The organism is Methylobacterium sp. J-001, from assembly GCF_022829565.1.
GTDB lineage: Bacteria > Pseudomonadota > Alphaproteobacteria > Rhizobiales > Beijerinckiaceae > Methylobacterium.
The window spans coordinates 229725-249651 of the sequence record NZ_JAKSYN010000227.1 but is presented as its reverse complement, the minus strand read 5'-3'; the positions used below and the strand labels follow the sequence as shown (position 1 = coordinate 249651).

At 70.4% G+C, this 19927-nt stretch carries 19 protein-coding genes; 13 read left to right on the top strand and 6 right to left on the bottom strand.

Annotated elements, in window-relative coordinates; genetic code table 11:
• Positions 1-17 precede the first annotated feature (17 nt).
• Genes cobN through cobJ form a run of 5 tightly spaced genes read left to right on the top strand, consistent with a single transcriptional unit; the run spans position 18 to position 6955 of the window.
• Complete coding sequence (gene cobN / locus MKK65_RS30790; protein ID WP_243961985.1) at positions 18-3386, top strand: cobaltochelatase subunit CobN; 3369 nt, start codon at positions 18-20, stop codon at positions 3384-3386.
• Positions 3383-4741, top strand: a complete 1359-nt coding sequence (gene cobG / locus MKK65_RS30785) for a precorrin-3B synthase (RefSeq protein ID WP_243961984.1) — start codon at positions 3383-3385, stop codon at positions 4739-4741. Before cobN ends, cobG begins: the two co-directional genes overlap by 4 nt.
• On the top strand, positions 4738-5418 hold the full coding sequence (locus MKK65_RS30780) for a precorrin-8X methylmutase (protein WP_243961982.1): 681 nt from the start codon (positions 4738-4740) through the stop codon (positions 5416-5418). The genes cobG and MKK65_RS30780 overlap by 4 nt, the downstream gene beginning before the upstream one ends.
• Positions 5418-6197 (top strand): precorrin-2 C(20)-methyltransferase, encoded by a 780-nt coding sequence (locus MKK65_RS30775; RefSeq protein ID WP_243961980.1) that lies wholly within the window; start codon positions 5418-5420, stop codon positions 6195-6197. Before MKK65_RS30780 ends, MKK65_RS30775 begins: the two co-directional genes overlap by 1 nt.
• Positions 6194-6955: a precorrin-3B C(17)-methyltransferase gene (gene cobJ, locus MKK65_RS30770; protein ID WP_243961978.1), complete on the top strand. Its 762-nt coding sequence runs from the start codon at positions 6194-6196 to the stop codon at positions 6953-6955. Before MKK65_RS30775 ends, cobJ begins: the two co-directional genes overlap by 4 nt.
• Here the strand turns inward: cobJ and MKK65_RS30765 are convergent.
• The gene (locus MKK65_RS30765; protein WP_243961976.1) at positions 6922-7704 is read right to left on the bottom strand and encodes a cobalt-precorrin-6A reductase; all 783 of its coding nucleotides are present in this window, start codon (positions 7702-7704) and stop codon (positions 6922-6924) included. The genes cobJ and MKK65_RS30765 overlap by 34 nt on opposite strands.
• A 13-nt stretch (positions 7705-7717) precedes the next feature.
• On the opposite strand from MKK65_RS30765, the gene cbiE reads away from it, so the two are divergent.
• From cbiE to MKK65_RS30745, 4 genes are read left to right on the top strand one after another with little or no spacing between them, the layout of a single operon-like run.
• Positions 7718-8950, top strand: coding sequence for a precorrin-6y C5,15-methyltransferase (decarboxylating) subunit CbiE (gene cbiE / locus MKK65_RS30760; RefSeq protein WP_243961975.1), 1233 nt, complete (start codon positions 7718-7720; stop codon positions 8948-8950).
• Positions 8947-9351 carry a cobalamin biosynthesis protein gene (locus MKK65_RS30755; protein WP_243961974.1) on the top strand — a complete coding sequence of 135 codons (405 nt, stop codon included), beginning with the start codon at positions 8947-8949 and terminating at the stop codon, positions 9349-9351. Before cbiE ends, MKK65_RS30755 begins: the two co-directional genes overlap by 4 nt.
• Entirely contained in the window at positions 9348-10124 is a 777-nt protein-coding gene (cobM, locus tag MKK65_RS30750; RefSeq protein WP_243961973.1) for a precorrin-4 C(11)-methyltransferase, read from the top strand. Before MKK65_RS30755 ends, cobM begins: the two co-directional genes overlap by 4 nt.
• Positions 10121-11440, top strand: coding sequence for a cobyrinate a,c-diamide synthase (locus tag MKK65_RS30745; RefSeq protein WP_243961972.1), 1320 nt, complete (start codon positions 10121-10123; stop codon positions 11438-11440). Before cobM ends, MKK65_RS30745 begins: the two co-directional genes overlap by 4 nt.
• A gap of 89 nt (positions 11441-11529) precedes the next feature.
• Here the strand turns inward: MKK65_RS30745 and MKK65_RS30740 are convergent, their stop codons facing one another.
• A complete protein-coding gene (locus tag MKK65_RS30740; protein WP_243962066.1) occupies positions 11530-11937 on the bottom strand; it encodes a helix-turn-helix domain-containing protein in 408 nt (135 codons plus the stop codon).
• Between the two features lie 487 nt (positions 11938-12424).
• Between MKK65_RS30740 and MKK65_RS30735 the strand changes: the two genes are divergently transcribed.
• The gene (locus MKK65_RS30735) at positions 12425-12772 is read left to right on the top strand and encodes an antibiotic biosynthesis monooxygenase family protein (RefSeq protein WP_243961971.1); all 348 of its coding nucleotides are present in this window, start codon (positions 12425-12427) and stop codon (positions 12770-12772) included.
• A gap of 427 nt (positions 12773-13199) precedes the next feature.
• On the top strand, positions 13200-14705 hold the full coding sequence (locus MKK65_RS30730; RefSeq protein ID WP_243962065.1) for an undecaprenyl-phosphate glucose phosphotransferase: 1506 nt from the start codon (positions 13200-13202) through the stop codon (positions 14703-14705).
• Positions 14706-14716: 11 nt separating this feature from the next.
• Here MKK65_RS30730 and MKK65_RS30725 read toward each other — a convergent pair whose 3' ends face one another.
• Positions 14717-15202 (bottom strand): transcriptional repressor, encoded by a 486-nt coding sequence (locus tag MKK65_RS30725; RefSeq protein WP_243961970.1) that lies wholly within the window; start codon positions 15200-15202, stop codon positions 14717-14719.
• Positions 15203-15457: 255 nt separating this feature from the next.
• On the opposite strand from MKK65_RS30725, the gene MKK65_RS30720 reads away from it, so the two are divergent.
• Together MKK65_RS30720 and MKK65_RS30715 are read left to right on the top strand one after the other, a co-directional pair.
• On the top strand, positions 15458-16264 hold the full coding sequence (locus tag MKK65_RS30720; RefSeq protein WP_243961969.1) for a metal ABC transporter ATP-binding protein: 807 nt from the start codon (positions 15458-15460) through the stop codon (positions 16262-16264).
• A 47-nt stretch (positions 16265-16311) separates the two neighbouring features.
• Positions 16312-17136 (top strand): metal ABC transporter permease, encoded by an 825-nt coding sequence (locus MKK65_RS30715; protein ID WP_243962063.1) that lies wholly within the window; start codon positions 16312-16314, stop codon positions 17134-17136.
• On the opposite strand, the gene MKK65_RS30710 is transcribed toward MKK65_RS30715, so the two are convergent.
• The 3 genes from MKK65_RS30710 to MKK65_RS30700 are packed head-to-tail and all read right to left on the bottom strand — an operon-like array spanning position 17137 to position 19864.
• Entirely contained in the window at positions 17137-18000 is an 864-nt protein-coding gene (locus MKK65_RS30710; protein WP_243961968.1) for an SDR family oxidoreductase, read from the bottom strand.
• Positions 17997-19142 (bottom strand): tRNA epoxyqueuosine(34) reductase QueG, encoded by a 1146-nt coding sequence (gene queG / locus MKK65_RS30705; protein ID WP_279597057.1) that lies wholly within the window; start codon positions 19140-19142, stop codon positions 17997-17999. The genes MKK65_RS30710 and queG overlap by 4 nt, the downstream gene beginning before the upstream one ends.
• 29 nt (positions 19143-19171) lie before the next feature.
• On the bottom strand, positions 19172-19864 hold the full coding sequence (locus MKK65_RS30700) for a glutathione S-transferase family protein (RefSeq protein WP_058192679.1): 693 nt from the start codon (positions 19862-19864) through the stop codon (positions 19172-19174).
• Positions 19865-19927 lie beyond the last annotated feature (63 nt).

Genomic DNA, 19927 nt, shown 5'->3' with positions numbered 1-19927 from the left:
GGCCTAGGAGGCGCGCCATGCATCTTGTCCGCATCGATACCGTCTCCCTCGACGAGGGCGAGGCGGCCGTGGATCTTGGGCAGGAGCCCGGGGACCTCGTCGTGCTGTCGTTCACCGACAGCGACCTTGCCGGGATCGGACTGGCACAGGCCGCCGAGCCGGGCCTGCCGAGCCTGCGGCTCGCCAAGCTCGCCAAGCTCCGGCATCCGATGTCGGTCGATCTCTATGTCGAGCGCGTGGTGTCCCGGGCGAAGCTCGTGGTGATCCGCTGCCTCGGCGGCCTGGATTACTGGCGCTACGGGATCGAACGCTGCGCCGCCGCGGCGCGGGCGCATGGAGTCGTGCTGGCGGTGCTGCCGGGTGACGACCGGCCGGACCCGCGGCTCGCCGGCTTCTCCACAGACCCGCACTTTGCTGATGAGCTCGACGGCTATTTCCGGGCTGGCGGCCCGGAGAATCTCCGAAGGATGCTGCGGCTGCTGGCGGCTCGGATCGGCGCTGGCGGGGCGGTCGAACCACCCCAGCCGCTGCCGCGCGGCTTTCCCTGGTGCGCGGGCTGCGGCGTGCTGCCGTTGGCCACCGCGATCGATGCCGCCGAGACGGCGGTGCCGCTGACAACCCGGCAAACAGCGACAAGACCGCTGGCTCTGCTACTGGTCTACCGCTCGGCGGTGCTGGGCGGCGATACGGCGCCGTTCGTCGCCCTAGCCGCCGCCCTGCGCGCCCGCGGCATCGGCGTGCTGCCGATGGCCGTCTCGAGCCTCAAGGAACCCGGGGCTGCCACGGCCGTGGCCGAGGCCGTGCGGACCCGCAAGCCGGATCTCGTCATCGCCGCCACCGCCTTCTCGGCGCGGGAGGACGGGATCGATTTCGTGCTCGACGGTGCCGATTGTCCGGTGCTTCAGGCCTTCACCATCGGATCGCCCCGGGCGGCCTGGGAAGCTTCGGCCCGGGGCCTCGGGGCCGCGGACCTCGCCATGCAGGTCGCCCTGCCGGAATTCGACGGACGGCTCTCCGGCTTCCCGATCTCCTTCAAGGAGGAATCCCCGGAGGTCGCCGGGTTCGCCGAGCGCCGGGCCGTACCGTATCCCGCCGGCATCGACGCTCTGGCCGAGCGGGCGGCGGGCTGGCTGCGCCTCGCCGCCCTGCCCCGCGCCGAGCGGCGGGTGGCCGTGGTCCTGTCGGATTATCCCGCCCGCGGCGGGAGGGCCGGCTTCGCGGTGGGCCTCGACACGCCCGAGAGCGCCCGCGCGATCCTGTTGGATCTTGCCGAAGCGGGGTACGCGACCGGCGCGCTACCCGATTCGAACGCGCTGATGCGGGCGCTCACCGCGGGCGAGGCGGGGTTCACGGTACCGCTCGCCGATTATGGCACTTGGCTTGCCGGGCTGCCGGCAGACACGCGCGATGCACTGACCGAATCCTGGGGCGAGCCTACTGCCGATCCGACTTGCCGCGACGGCATGTTCCGGTTCCGAATGGTCACGGCCGATGCCGCGCACCTTCCCCCGTCGGCCTTGGCCGAAGGGGGCCGACTCGCCCTCTTCCTCCAGCCCGACCGCGGCCGCGATGCCGACCGGAAAACCGGCTATCACGATCCGGAACGGATCCCGACCCACGCCTACCTGGCGTTCCACCTCGGGCTTCGCCGCGAGTTCGATGCGCTCGTGCAGCTCGGGACCCACGGCACCACCGAATGGCTGCCCGGCAAGGCGGTGGCTCTGTCGCCGGACTGCTTTCCGGCGCTCTGCGTCGGCGGGCTGCCGGTGATCTACCCATTCATCGTTGACGATCCGGGCGAAGCCGCCCCGCTCAAGCGTCGCCTGGGCGGGATCGCCCTCGGCCACCTCACGCCCGACACGGAGGTGCATGCCCTGTCGCCCGAGGCTGCGCGTCTGCGCGAGCTGGTGGAGGAGTACTCCGCCGCCAGCGTGCTTGATCCGCGCCGGGCCGGCCTGATCGCCGGCGCGATCCTGGAAGATGCGGACGCCGCCGGGCTGCTCGACGGCGCCGGCATCGGCCCCGACACACCGATGGAGGAGGCATTGACCCGCCTCGACGCCCATCTCTGCGATCTCGGCGAGACCACGTTCCGCGACGGCCTGCACGTGTTCGGACGGGCCCTCGACGCTGCACTCGAACCGGTCACGGCAAGCGCTGCCGGCGAGCGGGCGGGACTCCTGGCTGCCCTGGACGGCCGCTTCGTGCCGCCGGGCCCCGCGGGCTCGCCGTCGCGTGGCCGGGCCGACGTGCTGCCCACCGGGCGCAATCTCGCGACCCTCGATCCCCGGGCGATCCCGAGCCGCGCCGCGGCGCTATTGGGCGAACGCGCCGCCGCCTCGGTGGTGACCCGCTACCTCCAGGACGAGGGCGAGTACCCGGCCCGGATCGTCATGGATCTCTGGGCGTCGCCAACCCTGCGCACCGGTGGCGAGGATGTCGCCCACGCCCTGGCACTGATGGGCGTGCGGCCGGTCTGGGACCATGCCAGCACCCGGGTCACAGGCTTCGAGGTGCTGCCCCTCGCCATGCTCGATCGCCCCCGGATCGACGTGACCATGCGCGTCTCGGGTGCGTTCCGCGACACCTTCCCGGACACGCTGGCACTCCTCGACCGCGCCGCCCGGGCGGTGGCCGAGCGGGACGAGGAGGATCTCGAAAACCCCCTGGCTGCGGCTCGACGCCGCGGCGAGGCGATTGCCCGGGTCTACGGCGCGGCTCCCGGCCGATACGGGGCCGGCACCGCCGCGACCGCCCTCGACGGCGCCTGGGACAACCGGTCCGATCTCGGTCGTGCCTATCTCGCGGCGAGCAGCCATGCCTATGGAGACAGTGAGGGACCGGATGCGACCTTCGGTGCCCGGGTCGCAGCGGCGGATGCCTACCTGCATGCCTTCGACGTGGCCGAGCGCGACCTGTTGGACGGCGATGCCGCGGTGGACGCCATGGGCGGTTTCGCGGCCGCCGCCACGCTTCAAGGCGCCAGCCCCAATCTCTACAGCCTCGATGTATCGGTTCCCGAGCGGCCCAAGACCCGCACCGCCCGGGAGGATGCCGCCCGGTTGATCCGTGGACGCTTGGCCGATCCGCGCTGGATCGCGGCGCAGCTGCGCCACGGCTACCGGGGCGCTCAGGAGCTGGCCCAGGGGCTCGACGCAGTGTTCGTGCTCGCCGCCGCCAGCGACGTTGTGACCGATGCCGGGTTCGACCGCCTCTACGCCGCCTGGATCGCCGACCCTGAGGTGTTCGACCGACTGCGGACAGCCAACCCGGACGCGACCCGGGCCATCCTGGAGCGGTTCGACGAGGCGCGCGACCGCGGCCTGTGGCACAGCCGGCGCAACGCGCTGCCAGCCGACGCGCTGATGCCGGAGGCCGCCGAATGAGCGTCTCCGCGCATCGCCGCGTTCTTCCGCAGGCGCCTGCACGCCGGGGCTGGTGTCCCGGGCTCAGCCGGCCGATGCCCACCGGGGATGGCCTGCTGGCCCGCGTGCATCCGCCCCTCGGAATCCTGACCGTGCCGCAGGCGCGCGCGGTGGCCGAGGGCGCGCGCCGCTTCGGCAACGGCCATCTCGATCTCACCGCCCGGGCCAACCTCCAGATCCGCGGCGTCTCGGAGGCGACCCGCACATCGCTCGCCCGCATGCTGGAAGCTGCCGGTCTCGGCGACACGCGCGCCGATGGCGGCCCGCAGCGCCTGACGCTGACCAGCCCCCTGGCCGGCCATGATCCGGCCGAGACGCTCGACGTCGCGACCCTCGCCCGCGCCATCGAGACAGCGGGGCTCGCAGTTCCGGGACTACCGGCCAAGACGCTGGTGGTGGTCGAAGGCCGCCTCGAGGCAGAAAGGCCGGACGGCGATGCCTACGTGTCGCCCCGTGCCTCCGGCGGCATCGCGATCGCGATTGCCGCGGATCAGGGTTTTCACGAAGTCGTTACCTGTACTGAGGCGGAGACGCCGGCCGTCGTCGTGGCGCTGCTGAAGGCCTTCGTCCGGACCGGACGGCGACGGATGCGCGATCTCCCGCTGGATGCGTTCGGCGCGGTGGCGGATGCTGTGCGGCTTGCGATGCCGACGCGGGTTCCCTCTCTTGGGCGAGAGGGGATGTTCGACGCTGTCTCCCCACGCGCAGTGCCCTTCTCACCGCCAGCCGGCACCCGATGGCTCGCGCCCGACATGGCCGTTCTCACCGCGGATGCGCCGTTCGGACGGTGCACGGCCAATGCCCTCGATGACCTCGCCGATCTCGCCTCCCGCCTCGGCACGGACGAGATCCGCCTGTCACCGGCCCGCGGCTTCGTGCTGCTGCTCAAAAATCCGTCTGCCGCCGATCTGACAACACTGGCGGAAAACTTCATCGTCGCACCCGACGACCCCCGTCGCAGCGTCGCCGCCTGCACGGGCGCGCCGGCCTGCGCGTCCGGATCGACATCGACGCTCGCGGATGCCGCGCTTCTCGCGCAGGCTTTCGGGTCGCTGGCCGCGGCGGGGCGCTCGGCCCATGTCTCAGGCTGCGCGAAGGGCTGCGCCAAGCCGGGCCCCGCAGATCTGACGCTGATCGGCCGGGCGGGACTGTACGGTACTGTCATCGGCGGTGCGCCGGGCGATGAGCCAGCCATGCACCTCCCTATCGATGCGGTACTGGAGCGGTTAGGAAGGGCCAAGACAATCGGGCTCGCCGCCGCCTTCGCGCCGGATCGCACCATGACCGATATTGGGAGGAACGGGAGTCCGGCATGAGCGCGAGCCAGAATGCCCTGCGCCAGGCAGGTTCGGAGCCGGAGGCCACCTCTCGCTACGAGTATATCCGTGACGGCGCCGCGATCTATGCGCGCTCCTTCGCGATGATCCGGGCCGAGGCCGACCTCGTGCGCTGGTCTGGGGCGGCCGAGCGCGTGGTCGTGCGCATGATCCACGCCTGTGGCATGACCGACCTCCCCGCCGACGTGGAGATGTCGGATGGTTTCGCAGAAGCGGGCGTGGCGGCGCTTCAGGCCGGGGCCCCGATCCTGTGCGATGTCCGGATGGTCGCCGACGGCGTCACCCGGACGCGGCTGCCGGCCAACAATCCCGTCGTCTGCACCCTCGGCGACCCGCGCGTGCCGGATCTCGCCAAAAGCCTCGGCACCACGCGCTCGGCCGCCGCCATGGAGCTGTGGCGCGAACACCTGCCGGGCAGCATCGTGGCGGTGGGCAACGCCCCGACCGCCCTGTTTCGCCTGCTCGAATTGCTTGATGCCGGCGTGAAGCCGCCGGCCGCGGTGATCGGCATCCCGGTCGGCTTCGTCGGCGCCGCCGAGTCCAAGGACGCGCTGGCCCGGGACGGCCGGGTCCCGTTCGTCGTCGTTCACGGCCGCCGCGGCGGCAGCGCCATGACCGCTGCGGCCGTCAACGCGCTGGCCTGCGAGGTCGAGTGATGGACGGGTTCGAACGCGTCGAAGCCCCCGTCGAGGAGATGCCCGCTGCCGCCGTCACCGGCATTCTCTACGGGGTCGGCATGGGGCCGGGTGACCCGGAACTGCTCACCGTCAAGGCGCAGCGCATCCTGATGCGCGCGCCGGTGCTGGTGCATTTCTGCAAGCGCGGCCGGCGGGGCAATGCCCGCACCATCGCGGACGCAATCCTGCACGACCCGGCCCGGGAGATGCCGCTGGCGTATCCCTACACCACCGAGATTCATCCGGAGCACCCGGATTACGTGGCAGCGCTCGCAGCCTTCTACGACGACGCGGCCGGGCAGCTCGCCGACCATCTCGGCGCAGGGCGCGACGTCGCGATCCTGTCGGAGGGCGATCCGTTCTTCTACGGCTCGTTCATGCATTTATGGCGGCGCCTCAAGGACCGCTTCCCCGTGGAGGTGGTGCCAGGCGTGACCGGCATGTCCGGCTGCTGGACCCGGGCCGGCACGCCGATCACCTGGGGCGACGACATCCTGACGGTCCTGCCGGCGACGTTGCCGCTCGACGCACTCACCGAGCGCCTGCGCGGCACCGACGCCGCCGTGCTGATGAAGCTCGGTCGGCATCTGCCAAAGGTCCGCGCTGCGCTGACCGCCGCCGGGCTCATCGATCGCGCGATCTATGTCGAGCGCGGCACGATGGCGGGCGAGCGCGTCGTGATGCTCGCCGACAAGGCGGATGACGACGCCCCCTACTTCTCCATGGTCCTCCTGCCCGGCGAGGGGCGGCGCCCGTGAGCGGCAGCCTTACGGTGGTCGGCCTCGGCCCCGGGGATGCGGGGCTGCTGACGGAGTCCGCCCGCCGGGCTCTCGACGCTGCTGAGGATCTGGTCGGGTATTTTCCCTACGTGGCCCGCGTGCCCGAGCGTCCGGGCCTGATCCGGCATGCCAGCGACAACCGCGTCGAGGTCGACCGCGCCCGCCACGCCCTGCAGCTTGCCGCCGCCGGCCGCCGGGTCGCGGTGGTGTCGGGCGGCGATCCCGGCGTGTTCGCCATGGCCTCGGCGGTGTTCGAGGCGGTGGAACACGGCGAGCCTGGATGGCGCGACCTTTCCATCACGGTGGAGCCTGGGATCACGGCGATGCTGGCCGCCGCGGCCCGGCTCGGGGCGCCGCTGGGCGGCGACTTCTGCGCCCTATCCCTGTCGGACAATCTAAAACCCTGGCCGGTGGTCATCGCCCGGCTCGACGCCGTGCTGCGCGCCGATTTCGTGATCGCGCTCTACAACCCGATCTCCACCGCGCGGCCCTGGCAGCTCGGGGCAGCGCTCGAACACGCGGCCACCATCCGGGCGCCGGAGACGCCGGTGATGTTCGCCCGCGCGATCAGCCGGCCGGACGAGGCGATCCGGGTGTCGACCCTCGCCGAGGCACGGGACGTGCCGGCCGACATGGCCACGATGGTGATCCTCGGCGCCTCGACCACGCGGCTAATTCCGCGAACCGACGGACTGCCCTTCGTCTACACGTCGCGCAAAGTCGCGGAACCGGCATGATCGCCGGCATCGAGCCAGCGCAGTGCGCCCGCGGCGTTGGGGACGCTCGCAACCTCGGGCTTCTCCGGCCGGCACACCATGATCACGGGAATCGCGAGGCTGCGCGCCGCCGCGATCTTGCCGTAGGTCGCCGCGCCGCCGGAATTCTTGCTGACCAGGATCTCGGTGCGGGTGGCGTGTATCAGATCCGCCTCGGCCGCCGCATCGAACGGCCCGCGTGCCTCGATGGCGGTGAGGTGCGGCACCGGCAGCGCACCGTCCAGCGGCTCGACCGTGCGTACGAGATAGGCATGGTGCGGGGCCGCTGCGAAGGCGCCGGCTTCCTGCCGGCCAATGGTCAGGAACACGCGCCGGGGCTCACGCCCGAGCACGGCGACTGCCTCCTCCATGCTGTGTACCTCGGTCCAGAGATCGCCGGGCTCGCGACGCCAGGCCGGCCGGCGGATCGCCAGCAGTTCCACGCCCGCCGCCACCGCTGCAACGGCGGCGTTGCCCGAGATAGTCGCCGCGAAGGGATGCGTCGCGTCGATCAGACGGTCGATGTGCTCGCGGCGCAGAAACGCGGCAAGGCCCTCGGCGCCACCGAATCCGCCGATCCGCGTCGGTACAGGCTCGACCTTCGGCGCGGCGGTCCGGCCGGCGAGGGACAGAGTCACGGCGCAATCTGCCCGACCTGCCAAAGCCCCTGCCAGGGCGCTCGCCTCGCCGGTGCCGCCGAGGATCAGGATTCGCATCGCGTCACCGGTCATGGAGGCCTTGTCCATGAGCGCTGAGCCCCTGTCGAGCCCGCCCGCGGCCGGGCGGTGGCTGTCGATCGTCGGCATCGGCGAGGACGGGCGGGCCGGGCTCGCGCCGGCAGCCGCCGCCGCGCTCGACGCCGCGCGGGTGGTCTATGGCGGCCGCCGCCACCTGGATCTGGCTGCACCCCTCGACGCCGAAGCCCGGCCCTGGCCGAGCCCGATCCACGAGGCCTATCCGGAAATCCTGGCCCGACGGGGGAATCCGACCTGCATTCTCGCTACCGGCGATCCGTTCCACTACGGCATCGGCGCTGAGATCGCCCGGCTGGTGCCGCCCGCCGAGATCCGGGCCTTCCCCCAACCTTCGGCCTTCAGCCTCGCCTGCGCGCGGCTCGGCTGGCCATTGGCCGAATGTGGCCTCGTCACCCTGCATGGCCGGGCGCTGGCCCGGATCATCCCGCATATCCAGCCGGGCGCGCGCCTCCTCGTGCTGTCCTGGGACGGCACGACGCCGGCGGCACTGGCCGCGATGCTGACCGAGCGCGGCTTCGGCACCTCGACCCTCACCGTCCTGGAGGCGATGGGCGGCCCGCGTGAGCGGATCCGTGCGGCGAAGGCCGAGGCCTTCGATCTCCCGGCAATCGACCCGCTCAACACCGTTGCGATCACCATCGACGGAGCAGGACACGCGCTGCCGCTGGCGCCCGGCCTCGACGACGGCCTCTTCGAGAATGACGGGCAACTCACCAAGACCGAGATCCGGGCGCTGACGCTCGCGGCCCTGCGGCCGCATCCGGGTCTGCATCTCTGGGATGTCGGGGCCGGTGCGGGCTCGGTCGCGATTGAGTGGATGCTGCGCCACCCGAGCCTGCGGGCCACCACCATCGAGGCGCGCCCCGACCGGGCCGAGCGGATCCTTCGGAACGCGCAAGCTATGGGCGTGCCGGATCTGACGGTGGTCACCGGCGCGGCCCCGGCTTCGCTAGCCGGCCTGACCACCCCCGACGCAATCTTCATCGGCGGCGGCGTCTCGGCGCCCGGTATCCTGACGACGGCCATCGCCGCGTTGCGGCCGGGCGGGCGCTGCGTCGCCAACGCCGTGACGCTGGAGGGCGAGGCCGCCCTGCTCGCGGCCTTCGCGAACCAGGGCGGCAGTCTGCGGCGGTTCTCGGTCGACCGCGCGAGCCCGGTGGGCGGCCTGCACGGCTGGCGGCCCGCGATGCCGGTGACCCAATGGGCCTGGACCAAGTCATGAGCGACCGGATCGTCGCCGGGGTCGGGTTCCGTCGCGGCACGGGCGCCGACGAGATCGCCGCGCTGATCACCTGTGCTCTCGGCACGATCGGCGCCGCGCGCACCGACCTCGCAGCGATCGCGACCGCAGCCGACCGGGCTGCGGAACCGTCCATCCGCCAGGCGGCCTCGGAATTCGGCCTCTCGCCCTGCCCGGTCGAACCGAGAGCCCTTGAAGCCTGCGACCCGAACATCGTCACGCGCTCTGCCCGGATCGAACGCCTGCGTGGAGTCGGCTCGCTCGCCGAGGCGGCGGCCCTGGCGGCGGCGGGACCGGGCAGCCACCTCGCCCTTCCCCGTATCGCCAGCGGTGGCGCAACCTGCGCCCTCGCCGTCCTGCACCCCATAGCCCGGCACACATGACCGTCCATTTCATCGGCGCCGGCCCCGGCGCCGCCGACCTGATCACGGTACGCGGCCGCGATCGCATCGCCGCCTGCCCGGTCTGCCTCTATGCGGGATCCCTGGTGGCGCCCGAGATCCTGGGCTGGTGCCCGCCAGGTGCGCGCATCGTCGACACAGCACCCCTCGACCTCGACGCGATCATGGCCGAGATCGAGATTGCGGACGCGCGCGGGCAGGATGTGGCGCGGCTGCATTCGGGCGACCTGTCGATCTGGAGCGCGCTGGCCGAGCAGATGCGCCGGCTCGACCGGCTCGGCATCGCCTACACGGTGACCCCGGGCGTCCCGGCCTTCGCGGCCGCCGCTGCCCTGCTGCGCCGGGAGCTGACTGTGCCGGGCGTGTCGCAATCCGTCGTCCTGACCCGCACCTCCGGCCGGGCGAGCGCGATGCCGGAGCGCGAGACGCTGGCGGCCTTTGCGGCCACCGGGGCGACGCTGGCGGTCCACCTCTCGATCCACGTCGTGGAGAAGGTCGCGACCGAGCTGATCCCGTACTACGGCGCCGCTTGCCCGGCCGCCGCAGTGTTCCGCGCCTCCTGGCCGGATGAGCGGGCCCTGGTCGGCGACCTCGCCGGGCTGCCGGCCCTCGTCGCCGAGGCCGGTCTCGAACGCACCGCTCTGATCCTCGTCGGTCCGGCTCTCGGCGCCGCCGATTTCCACGAGAGCGCGCTCTACGCGCCCGATTACGACCGGCGCTACCGGCCGGGCGGGACCGTGGGGCGCGCGGTATGAGCGCCCCCGGCCTCCTGGTCGCAGCGCCGCGCTCGAGTTCCGGCAAGACCACCGTCACGCTGGCGCTGATGCGGGCACTGAGCCGGCGGGGCCTGCGCGTCCGGGGTGCGAAATGCGGGCCGGACTATATCGATCCGGCTTTCCATCGCGCGGCCACGGGCCAGCCGAGCTTCAATCTCGACAGCTTCGCCATGGCGCCCGGCCTCCTCGACGCACTGGCGGGTGAAACGGCCGCGCAGGCCGACATCGTGGTCGCCGAGGGCTCGATGGGCCTGTTCGACGGCGTGCGGGCGGCGGAGAGCCGGACCGGGGCGAATGCCGACATCGCGGCCCGCTACGGCTGGCCGGTGGTGCTCGTGGTCGACGTCTCCGGCGCGGCGCAGTCGGCAGCTGCCGTGGCGCTCGGCTGCACGCTCTACGATCCGCGGATCCGCATCGCCGGGGTGATCCTCAACAAAGTTGCCAGTGCCCGCCACCGCCGGCTGGTGGAGGCCGGCATGGAGCGCGTGGGGCTTCCGGTCCTCGGCGTGCTGATGCGCGACGCCGAGCTGGTCCTGCCCGAGCGCCATCTCGGCCTCGTTCAGGCCGGCGAGACCGCCGATCTCGAAGCGCGCCTCGACCGGCTGGCCGACCTCGCCGAAGCCGGCATCGATCTCGACGCCGTGCTCGCCTGCGCGGGCGGCGGCGCCGCCGCGTCAGCCGGAATCCTGCCGCGCCCGCCCGGGCAACGCATCGCCGTGGCCCGCGATGCGGCGTTCAGCTTCCTCTACCCGCACCTCGAAGCCGGCTGGCAGCTGGCCGGGGCCGAAATTGTACCCTTCTCCCCGCTCGCCGACGAGGCGCCGGCCGAGTCGTGCGACACCTGCTGGCTACCGGGCGGCTATCCGGAGTTGCATGCGGGCCAACTCGCCGCCGCCACTCGATTCCTCGAGGGCCTGCGCGCCTTCGCGACCACGCGCCCAATCCACGGCGAGTGCGGCGGCTACATGGTCCTCGGGCGCACCCTCGAGGATGCGGACGGCACCACCCACGTCATGGCGGGCTTGTTGCCGGTCGCCACGTCCTACCGCAAGCGGAAGCTGCATCTCGGCTATCGCGTCGCCCGGCTCTGTAGCGACGGCCCCCTGGGCCGGCAGGGTGCACGGGTCGTCGGCCACGAATTCCACTATGCTACCGAACTCTCGCCAGTCGCCGCAGCGGCGGATGCCCTGGCCCGCGTCACAGACGCGGAGGGCACGGATCAGGGCTTGGCCGGTCATCGGGTCGGATATGTGGGCGGAAGCTTCTTCCACCTCATCGCGGCGGACGAGGGGTGAGACGCCATTCGAGCGTCATGCCCGAAACAAAAGCCTCCCCCGATCAGGCTGATCGTGGGGCGACCCGTCCGTCCTGCCAGGGCCGAAGATCAGGCGGAGTCCGCCGCGGGCGCCACGGAGCGGGACTGCGCGAGGCGCGCGGCGCTGCGCACCAGCGCCAGCACGTCCCGGCGCATCTGCTCGTCCTCGATCTGTGCGTAGGCGCGGAGCAGCTCGATCGCGCCATGCGCGCTGAGAAAGCCGAAGACGTCTTCCTGCGAATTTTCGCGGGGCTCACTCTCCTCGAAGAAGGCAGAAACCGGCACTTCGAGCAGGCGCGCGATCTCGCGCAGCCGGCCGGCGCCGACCCGATTCTGGCCCTTCTCGTACTTCTGCACCTGCTGGAACGTGACGCCGACGGCATTGCCGAGGGCGGTCTGGCTCAGACCGCGCGCTTTCCGCAGAGCGGTGATGCGAATACCCACCAGACGATCCACGTCGGTCGTCTGCTTCGGCATCGTCTGATTGTTCACATCCTTTTCCGCGGCCTGAACAGCGTCCCCTTGCGGATCCGGTGCTCTCGCCTCGCTATCGCGCCGCTTCACCGTCCGACCCTCAATCTCATATCCTGTCTACACCTAGAGTGCGGTGCCACACGCTAGAGCAGCCGCCGCCTGCATTGCAATCGGCCACAGCTCTAAGCCCTTATTGTGATCCGCTCTCTTCCGTCGACAAACAATCCACATCGACCCTGAGCGCTATAGCAGTCGGCCAACAGCCCGACTGCGACACAATACGAACCGTCAGGCAATTGGACACGAAGTTGTTAAGCTCCGCAAGTCTAAGTCTACATCTTGTGGTTTAACCTGACGTATCTCCGAAACATTGTTGCGGAAATGTCGATCCGCAAACTGTCCCCAGTCCATCCCGCGCGCTGCGTCGCCGCAGCAGGGCTCGCCTGCGCGGGGTTCAAGGCCTAAATCCGATGTGCGAATGGAGAACACCATGTTTATCGCGATGAATCGCTTCAAGGTCGTTAAGGATGCGACCGAGGACTTCGAGGCCGTCTGGCTCGGCCGCGACAGCCATCTCGGCGAAATGGAAGGCTTCGTGGAGTTTCACCTTCTGCGTGGGCCCGAGCACGAGGACCACGTCCTCTACGCCTCGCACACTGTCTGGCGGTCACGGAGCGATTTCGAGGCCTGGACCCGCTCCGAGCAGTTCCGCAAGGCGCACAGCCGGGCGCCGTCGACCAAGCCACTCTATCTCGGTCATCCGCAATTCGAGGGCTTCGAGATGGTGCAGACGGTCGGCGGTGCGAGCGAGACCAGACCCCACGCCGACGCCGTCTGACGCCGCAGGACATAACATTTGAAGGCGCTCGCTGCCGGATCGGCGGCGGGCGTTTTTTATTGCCAGACTCTTTGCCCGGCACGCAAAACCAGCGGCGTCGATTCGTTCGGCTTTACAGCCGCAATGGCCAAGCTTCGCGCTGCGACGGAATTCAACCGTCTAGCAAGAAACCGACATTACAACGCAACCGCTGGTATCAGACTCTGGTGCCGGGGCGAACGGTATGTGTCTGTATTCCGGTGACTTAGCATTTACCATGTATTGCCGGCGGCCAGGCGTTCGCCTACATGGGCGCCCATTCCGAAGTGGCCGAATCACTGTACGTCGCGGCTCACCCCTTGCTCCGTCATCGGCAGATGCCGGCGCTGAAATCTTTCGTGTTTCAGACCGGTACAAAGTCCGATCAAACCGGGACGTGGCGGGCCAGATGTTTCACGAGCGGGTTCCGGAGACGTTTCAGGCCTTGCCGACCTCGGCCGAACGCCGTCGCAGCGTATGGTCCGCGCTCCTGCCGCGTCGCGGTCGCGCGGTGGCACGGATGGCCCTGTCGTCATCGCTGGCTCTGGCCGACATCGCGGCGATCCTCGTCGTCATCCTGACCGTCGAGTTCGGCTACCAACTCGCCTTCGCCGGCGACAGCTTTTGGGTGACCAGCTTCCGCAGCCTGCGGCTCGCTGCCCTGCTCAGCGCCATCATTGTCGCGACGAACGTGCTGCGAGAGGATTACAGCCTCGACGGCATCATGGCGCAGAGGCTGAACTTTCAGCGCATGGCCTCGCTCTGGCTGGTCGCCTGGGCCGCAGTGCTCGTCGTCGGCTTCCTGACCAAGACCACCAACGATTATTCGCGCATCGTCTCGATCACCGCCTTCGTCCTCGGACTGCCCGCCCTGGTGGCGACCCGCACGGTGGCGACCCGTTTGGTGCGGCGCAGCCTTGCCTCCGGTTCGGCCTCGGCCAGCCGCGTCCACTTAGTCGGCTACGAGGAGGACATCGCCAAGTTCTACGCCAGCCACGAGGCTGACCAGCTCGGCTCCCGGATCGTCGGCACCAGCTACCTGCGCCGGATCGACCCGGGCGCCGATACCGTGTCGCGGCACGACCAGCTGCAGGAGGATCTCGACCTCGCCGTGTCGGTAGTCCGGTTCCTGCGGCCGGACGACGTCTTCGTGCTGGTGCCGTGGACCGACACTGCCGAGGTGGAGCGCTGCATCGATGCGTTCCTGCGCGTGCCGGCCGCCCTGCATCTTCGACCGGGCAGCGTGCTGGATCGGTTCCCCGATATGCAGGTCGCCCGGGTCGGCGGTGTGTCCGGCATCAATATCGGGCGCCGGCCGCTCAACGTCGCCGAGATCGTGCTGAAGCGCGCCCTCGATCTGGTCGTGGCGGCGATCGCCCTGGTGTCGCTCTCGCCGCTGCTTGCCTTCATCGCGGTGGCGATCAAGCTCGACAGCCCTGGGCCGGTCTTCTTCCGCCAGAAGCGCTATGGCTTCAATCAGCAGCCCTTTGGCGTGTTCAAGTTCCGCTCAATGCGGGCGGATGCCAGCGCGGTGTTCAAGCAGGCGACCCGCAACGACAGCCGCATCACCCAGGTCGGTGCGATCCTGCGTCGGACCAATCTCGACGAGCTTCCCCAGCTCCTGAACGTCCTTCGGGGCGAAATGTCGCTGGTCGGCCCACGGCCCCACGCACTCGCGCATGATCGCAGCTTCGAGCGGCGGATCGCGCTCTACGCCCGGCGGCACAACGTGCGCCCCGGCATCACCGGCTGGGCGCAGGTCAACGGCTATCGCGGCGAGACCCTGACCGACCTGGACATGGAGCGGCGCGTCGCCTGCGATCTGCATTACATCGACAATTGGTCGATCTGGTTCGACATCCAGATCATGATCCAGACGATCGTCTCGCGCCGGGCCTACAAGAACGCCCGCTGAGCGAGGGCGCCTCAGGAATCCTGCCGGCGCTCCCGGCAGGCGCCGCAATCGCCCTCGACCTCCAGGATGCTGTGGGCCGGCGTGAAGCCCGCCCGCTTCAGGGTGCGGTCGAGACCGTCCTCCAATGCCTTCGACGACGCCTCGTCGACGACGCCGCAAGTCCGGCAGATCAGGAAGACCACCCCCTCCCCCGGGGCGTGCCCGTGGGGACAGGGGATGAAGGCGTTGCGGCTCGCGATCCGATGGACCAGGCCCTGCTCCATCAAGAAATCGAGGGCGCGATAGACCGAGACGGGCGCCACCCGCTTTCCCCGTGCGCTGAGCTTCTCGGCGATATCGTAGGCGCCCTGGGCCTTCCCGGCCTCGGCCACTGCCTCCATCACGTCGCGGCGCAGGGGCGTGAATTGCAGCCCGCGCTCCCGGCAGATGGTCTCCGCCCGCGCGAGCATGTCGCCGACGCCTGTGTGGCACGCGTCGTGACCCTCGTGACGGTGCATGATCGCTCCAACCGGAAAACCGCCGGTTGTCCGGCGGGAATGTTACAGTGTATCACTGCTGCCCCGGACCGCACCAGTAGCCCGAAAGGTCCCCGCGCCGGTCCGAGCGCGCGACGAGGACGTCTTGCCCACCCATCCCCATCCCAGCCGGGCAGCTCCGCGATCCCTGTTCCGCAGTGGTATCGGCCCGCGCCTCGCCTTCGCCGCTGGCCTCTCGGCCATAGTCTGGCTGCTCATCGCCTGGGCGCTTGCTGCATGAGCATCCGGCCCACGACACAGGATGCGTTCCGGCTCGTCGGCTTAACCCTGGGCTACGACCGGCATCCGGCGGTCCACCACCTCTCCGGGGTCGTGCGTGCCGGCGACCTGCTGGCTCTGGTCGGGCCGAACGGTGCCGGCAAGTCGACCCTGCTGAAAGGCATGGCCGGCGAGATCCCCTGCCTGGAGGGTCACATCGATCGCTTCGGCACCCTCGCCTACATGCCCCAGGCCGACGAAATCGACCGCAGCTTTCCACTCAGCGTCATGGATCTGGCCGGCATGGGACTCTGGCGGAAGGCCGGATCCTGGCGCGGCCTGACGCGGTGGCGACCGGAGATCGGGTCGGCCCTCGACGCGGTCGGGCTCGGCGGGTTCGAGGCACGGCCGATCAGCACCCTCTCCGGCGGCCAGTTCCGGCGGGCCCTGTTCGCCCGGCTGATCCTGCAGGATTGCCCGGTGGTGCTCCTCGACGAGCCGTTCACCGGCATCGACAATCGCACCGTCGAGGATCTGCTGGCCCTGATCCGCCTCTGGCACGGCCAGGGCCGCACCGTCGTTGCTGCCCTGCACGACCTCACCCAGGTGCGCGAGCATTTCCCGACGACGCTCCTGCTCGCCCGCGAACCCGTGGCCTGGGGCCCGACCGCGCGGGTTCTGACTGCGGAGAATCTGGTGCGCGCCCGCAATCTCTCCGAAGCCTGGGACGAGGGCGCGGCAATCTGCGGCGGTCCCCGGCCGGTGGACGGCCACGATCACGGGTCTCACGGCCTGGACACCCACCATCACGAGGACGCCGCGTGATCGATCCGTTCGGGCCGATCCTCGCGCCGTTCGTGGAGTTCGGCTTCATGCGCCGTGCGCTGGCGGGCTGCCTGGCCCTGTCGGTCTCTGCGCCGCCGGTCGGGGTATTCCTGACCCTGCGCCGGATGAGCCTGATGAGCGACGCGATGAGCCACGCGATCCTGCCCGGCGCGGCGGCGGGATTTCTCGTCGCCGGCCTGTCGCTGCCGGCCATGACCCTCGGCGGCCTCGTGGCCGGCTTGGCGGTGGCGCTGCTCGCCGGTGCGGTCACCCGGGCCACCGTGGTGCGCGAGGATGCCAACCTCGCGGCGTTCTACCTGATCTCGCTCGCCGGCGGCGTGCTGCTGGTGTCGTTACGGGGCTCGCAGATCGACCTGATGCACTTCCTGTTCGGCTCGGTCCTGGCGCTCGACGATGCTGCTTTGATCCTGCTCGGCGGCATCAGCACGCTGACGCTGGTGGCGCTGGCCGCCATCTACCGGCCGCTGGTGATGGAATGCGTCGATCCGCTGTTCCTGCGCACGGTGAGCCGTAGCGGCGGCCCGGTGCATCTCGCCTTTCTGGCGCTGGTGGTGGTGAACCTCGTCGGCGGCTTCCAGGCGCTCGGGACTTTGCTGGCGGTTGGCCTGATGCTGCTGCCGGCGGTGGCGGCCCGGTTCTGGGCGCGCGATCTCGGCGGCCTGATCCCGGTGTCGATGCTGATCGCGGTGATCGCCAGCGTGTCGGGCCTCAGCCTGTCCTACCACCTCGACCTGCCGAGCGGCCCGGCCATCGTGCTGGCCGCCGGGGCGCTCTACCTCGTCTCGATGCTGGCCGGACCGCGCGGCGGCCTGCTCCGCCGCCTCATCCGGCCGCGCCACCTCGAAGCCTGATCAGGCCTGGTCCTTGAGCGCGGCGAGCCCCTCGCGATAGGTCGGATAGGCGAGTGCGACGCCGAGTTCGTCCCGGATCAGCTGGTTCCGCACGCGCTTGTTCTCGCCGTAGAAGCTGCGTGCCATCGGCGACAGGTCGGCGGTCTCGAAATCGATCTCGGGGGGCAGCGGCAGGTTGGCGAGCGCGGCGGCGTGCTCGGTCACGGTCTGCGGCGGCGTCGGCTCGTCGTCGGTGACGTTGTAGACGGCACCCGGTCGCGGACGGTCCAGTGACGCCAGCAGCGTCGTGGCGATGTCGTCGACATGGATGCGGTTGAACACCTGCCCCGCCTTGACGATGCGCTGCGAGCGGCCCTCGCGCAGCTTCACGATCGGGTTGCGCCCCGGGCCGTAGATCCCCGAGAGCCGGAACACCTGCACGGCCTTCCCGGTCCGGGCGCCCAAGTCGAACCAGGCCGCCTCAGCCTCGACCCGGATCCGAGACCGGGCGCTGCGCGGCGCGGCCGGCGTGGTCTCGTCGATCCAGGCGCCGCCCTGGTCGCCGTAGACACCGATGGTGGAGAGATAGCCGATCCAGCCGATCCGGCTCGCCGCGATCGCCTCCGCGTAGCGCCGCAGCACCGGGTCGCCCTGCTCGGAGGGCGGTGCCGAGACGAGGAGCGCGTCGGTGTCGGCGAGGTCGTCTACGATGCGGGGATCGTCGGCCTCCGGCCCGAAGGCGCGCACGGTGAAGCCGCTCTCGGCGGCCAAGCGCGCGGCAGCCACCGGATCGGTGACGGTGGCGCGCACGGTCTGGAAGCGGTCACGCGCCCGCTCGGCGAAACGGCGGCCGGTGAAGCCGAGCCCGAAGATGAAAAGGTTCATGCCGCGGATGTCTCGCCGGCCCGGGCCTCCGTCAAGGCGGCGGCGGCGATCCACTCGTCGCGCACGTGCGAATCTGTCTCGGCCGGTGCGTGCCGGCGATGCAGCGCCTGCACGGCGACCGGCGTCAGGAGCCGGCCGCAGGCCCAGACCGCCATGCCACGCACCAGGGGCGAGTCGTCCTCCAGCCGCGCGATCGCCGATGCGGCGAGGTGCGGATCGCCGGAATTGCCCACCGCGATCATCACGTTGCGCAGAAACCGGTCCCGGCCGGTGCGCTTCACCGGCGTCCCGGCGAAGAATCTCCGGAAGGATACGTCGTCCAATTCGGCGAGATCGGCCAAGGCCGGCGCTTCGAGATCGGCCCGGGCGGCGAGCCGGGCATCGGCGGCGGTGCGGGCGAACTTGTTCCACGGGCAGACGGCGAGGCAGTCGTCGCAGCCGAACACGCGGTTGCCGATCGCCGTCCGGAATTCTTCCGCGATCGGCCCGGCATGCTCGATGGTCAGGTACGAGATGCAGCGACGGGCATCGAGGCGGTAGGGTGCCGGGAATGCGTCGGTTGGGCAGATCTCCAGGCAGGCCCGGCAGGAGCCGCAATGGCCGCGCCCGGGTTCGTCCGGCTCGAACTCGGCGCTGGTGTAGATCGCCCCGAGCAGCAGCCAGTTGCCGTGCTCGCGCGACAGCAGCACCGTGTGCTTGCCCTGCCAGCCGAGCCCGGCGGCCTCGGCGAGCGTCTTCTCCATCACCGGCGCGGTGTCGCAGAAGACCTTCACCCGGACGTCGCCCTTGGCGGACAGGTAGCCGCCGAGTTCCTTGAGCTTGCCCTTCAACACTTCGTGATAGTCGCGCCGCCGGGCGTAGGCGGCGACGGCGCCGCGATCCGTTCGGGTCACAAGCTCGAGCGGATCGTCGTCCGGGCGGTAGCTCATGGCGAGCACCAGGATGCTGCGCAGGCCCGGCCACAGGCCGACCGGGCTGGCGCGCTGATCGGCGCGCTCTTCCATCCAGTCCATCGTGCCGTGAGCGCCCTCGCCGAGCCAGCGCGACAGACGGTCCGGCAGGTCCGGCAGGCGGTCGGGCCGGGTGATCCGCAGCCCGCAGAAGCCGAGATGCTGCGCCCGCGCCTCGACGAGGCGACGCAGATCGGCGCCGTGATAGGTCCGTCTCGGGTTCAGAAATCCAGATCCGCGTAATGGGCCGCCGGCGGCATGCCAGCCACCCGGTCGGCCAGCAGCCCCCGGAACGAGGGCCGCGACTTGACCCGAGCATACCAGTTGCGCGCCATCTCGTCCTCGTCCCACGGGACATCGCCGAGGTAGTCGGCGCAGGAAAGGTGGGCGGCCGCCGCAAGATCGGCATAGGTCAGGTTGTCGCCGGCGAGCCAGCGCCGCCGCGCGATCAGGTAGCCGATGTATTTGAGGTGGTAGCGCACGTTGGTGCGCGCCGCCCGGATCGCGTTCATGTCCGGCGGCCCGCCGCCCTCATGGGACGACATGAAGCGCTTCGAGATCTTCTCGTTGACCAGGTATCCGGTCACCTCGGAGTCGAACTTGATCAGGAACCAGTCGAGCAGGCGCCGGACCTCGACGCGCTCGACCGTGTCGTCGGGCAGCATCCGGCGTCCCGAGAGGCCGAGCCCGCGCGTCTCGTCGAGGTATTCGGCGATGACCCCGGCCCCCGGCACCACGAGACCGGTCTGTTCCAGCAGCACGGGCGTGGAGCCTGCCGGATTGATCAGCAGGAAGTCGTCCCGGCGCTCCCAGGGGCGCTCCTCGAACAGCGTCGGTTCCAGGCCCATCTCGGCCAGGACGAGACGGATGAACCGAGAGTTCGCGCAGAAGGGGAAGTGGTAGAGGGTCGCCATTGAGGCCGTCAGGACTGCTCGGTCTGACGGCGCGGCCAGTCCCGCGCCGGTCGTCGGCCCAGG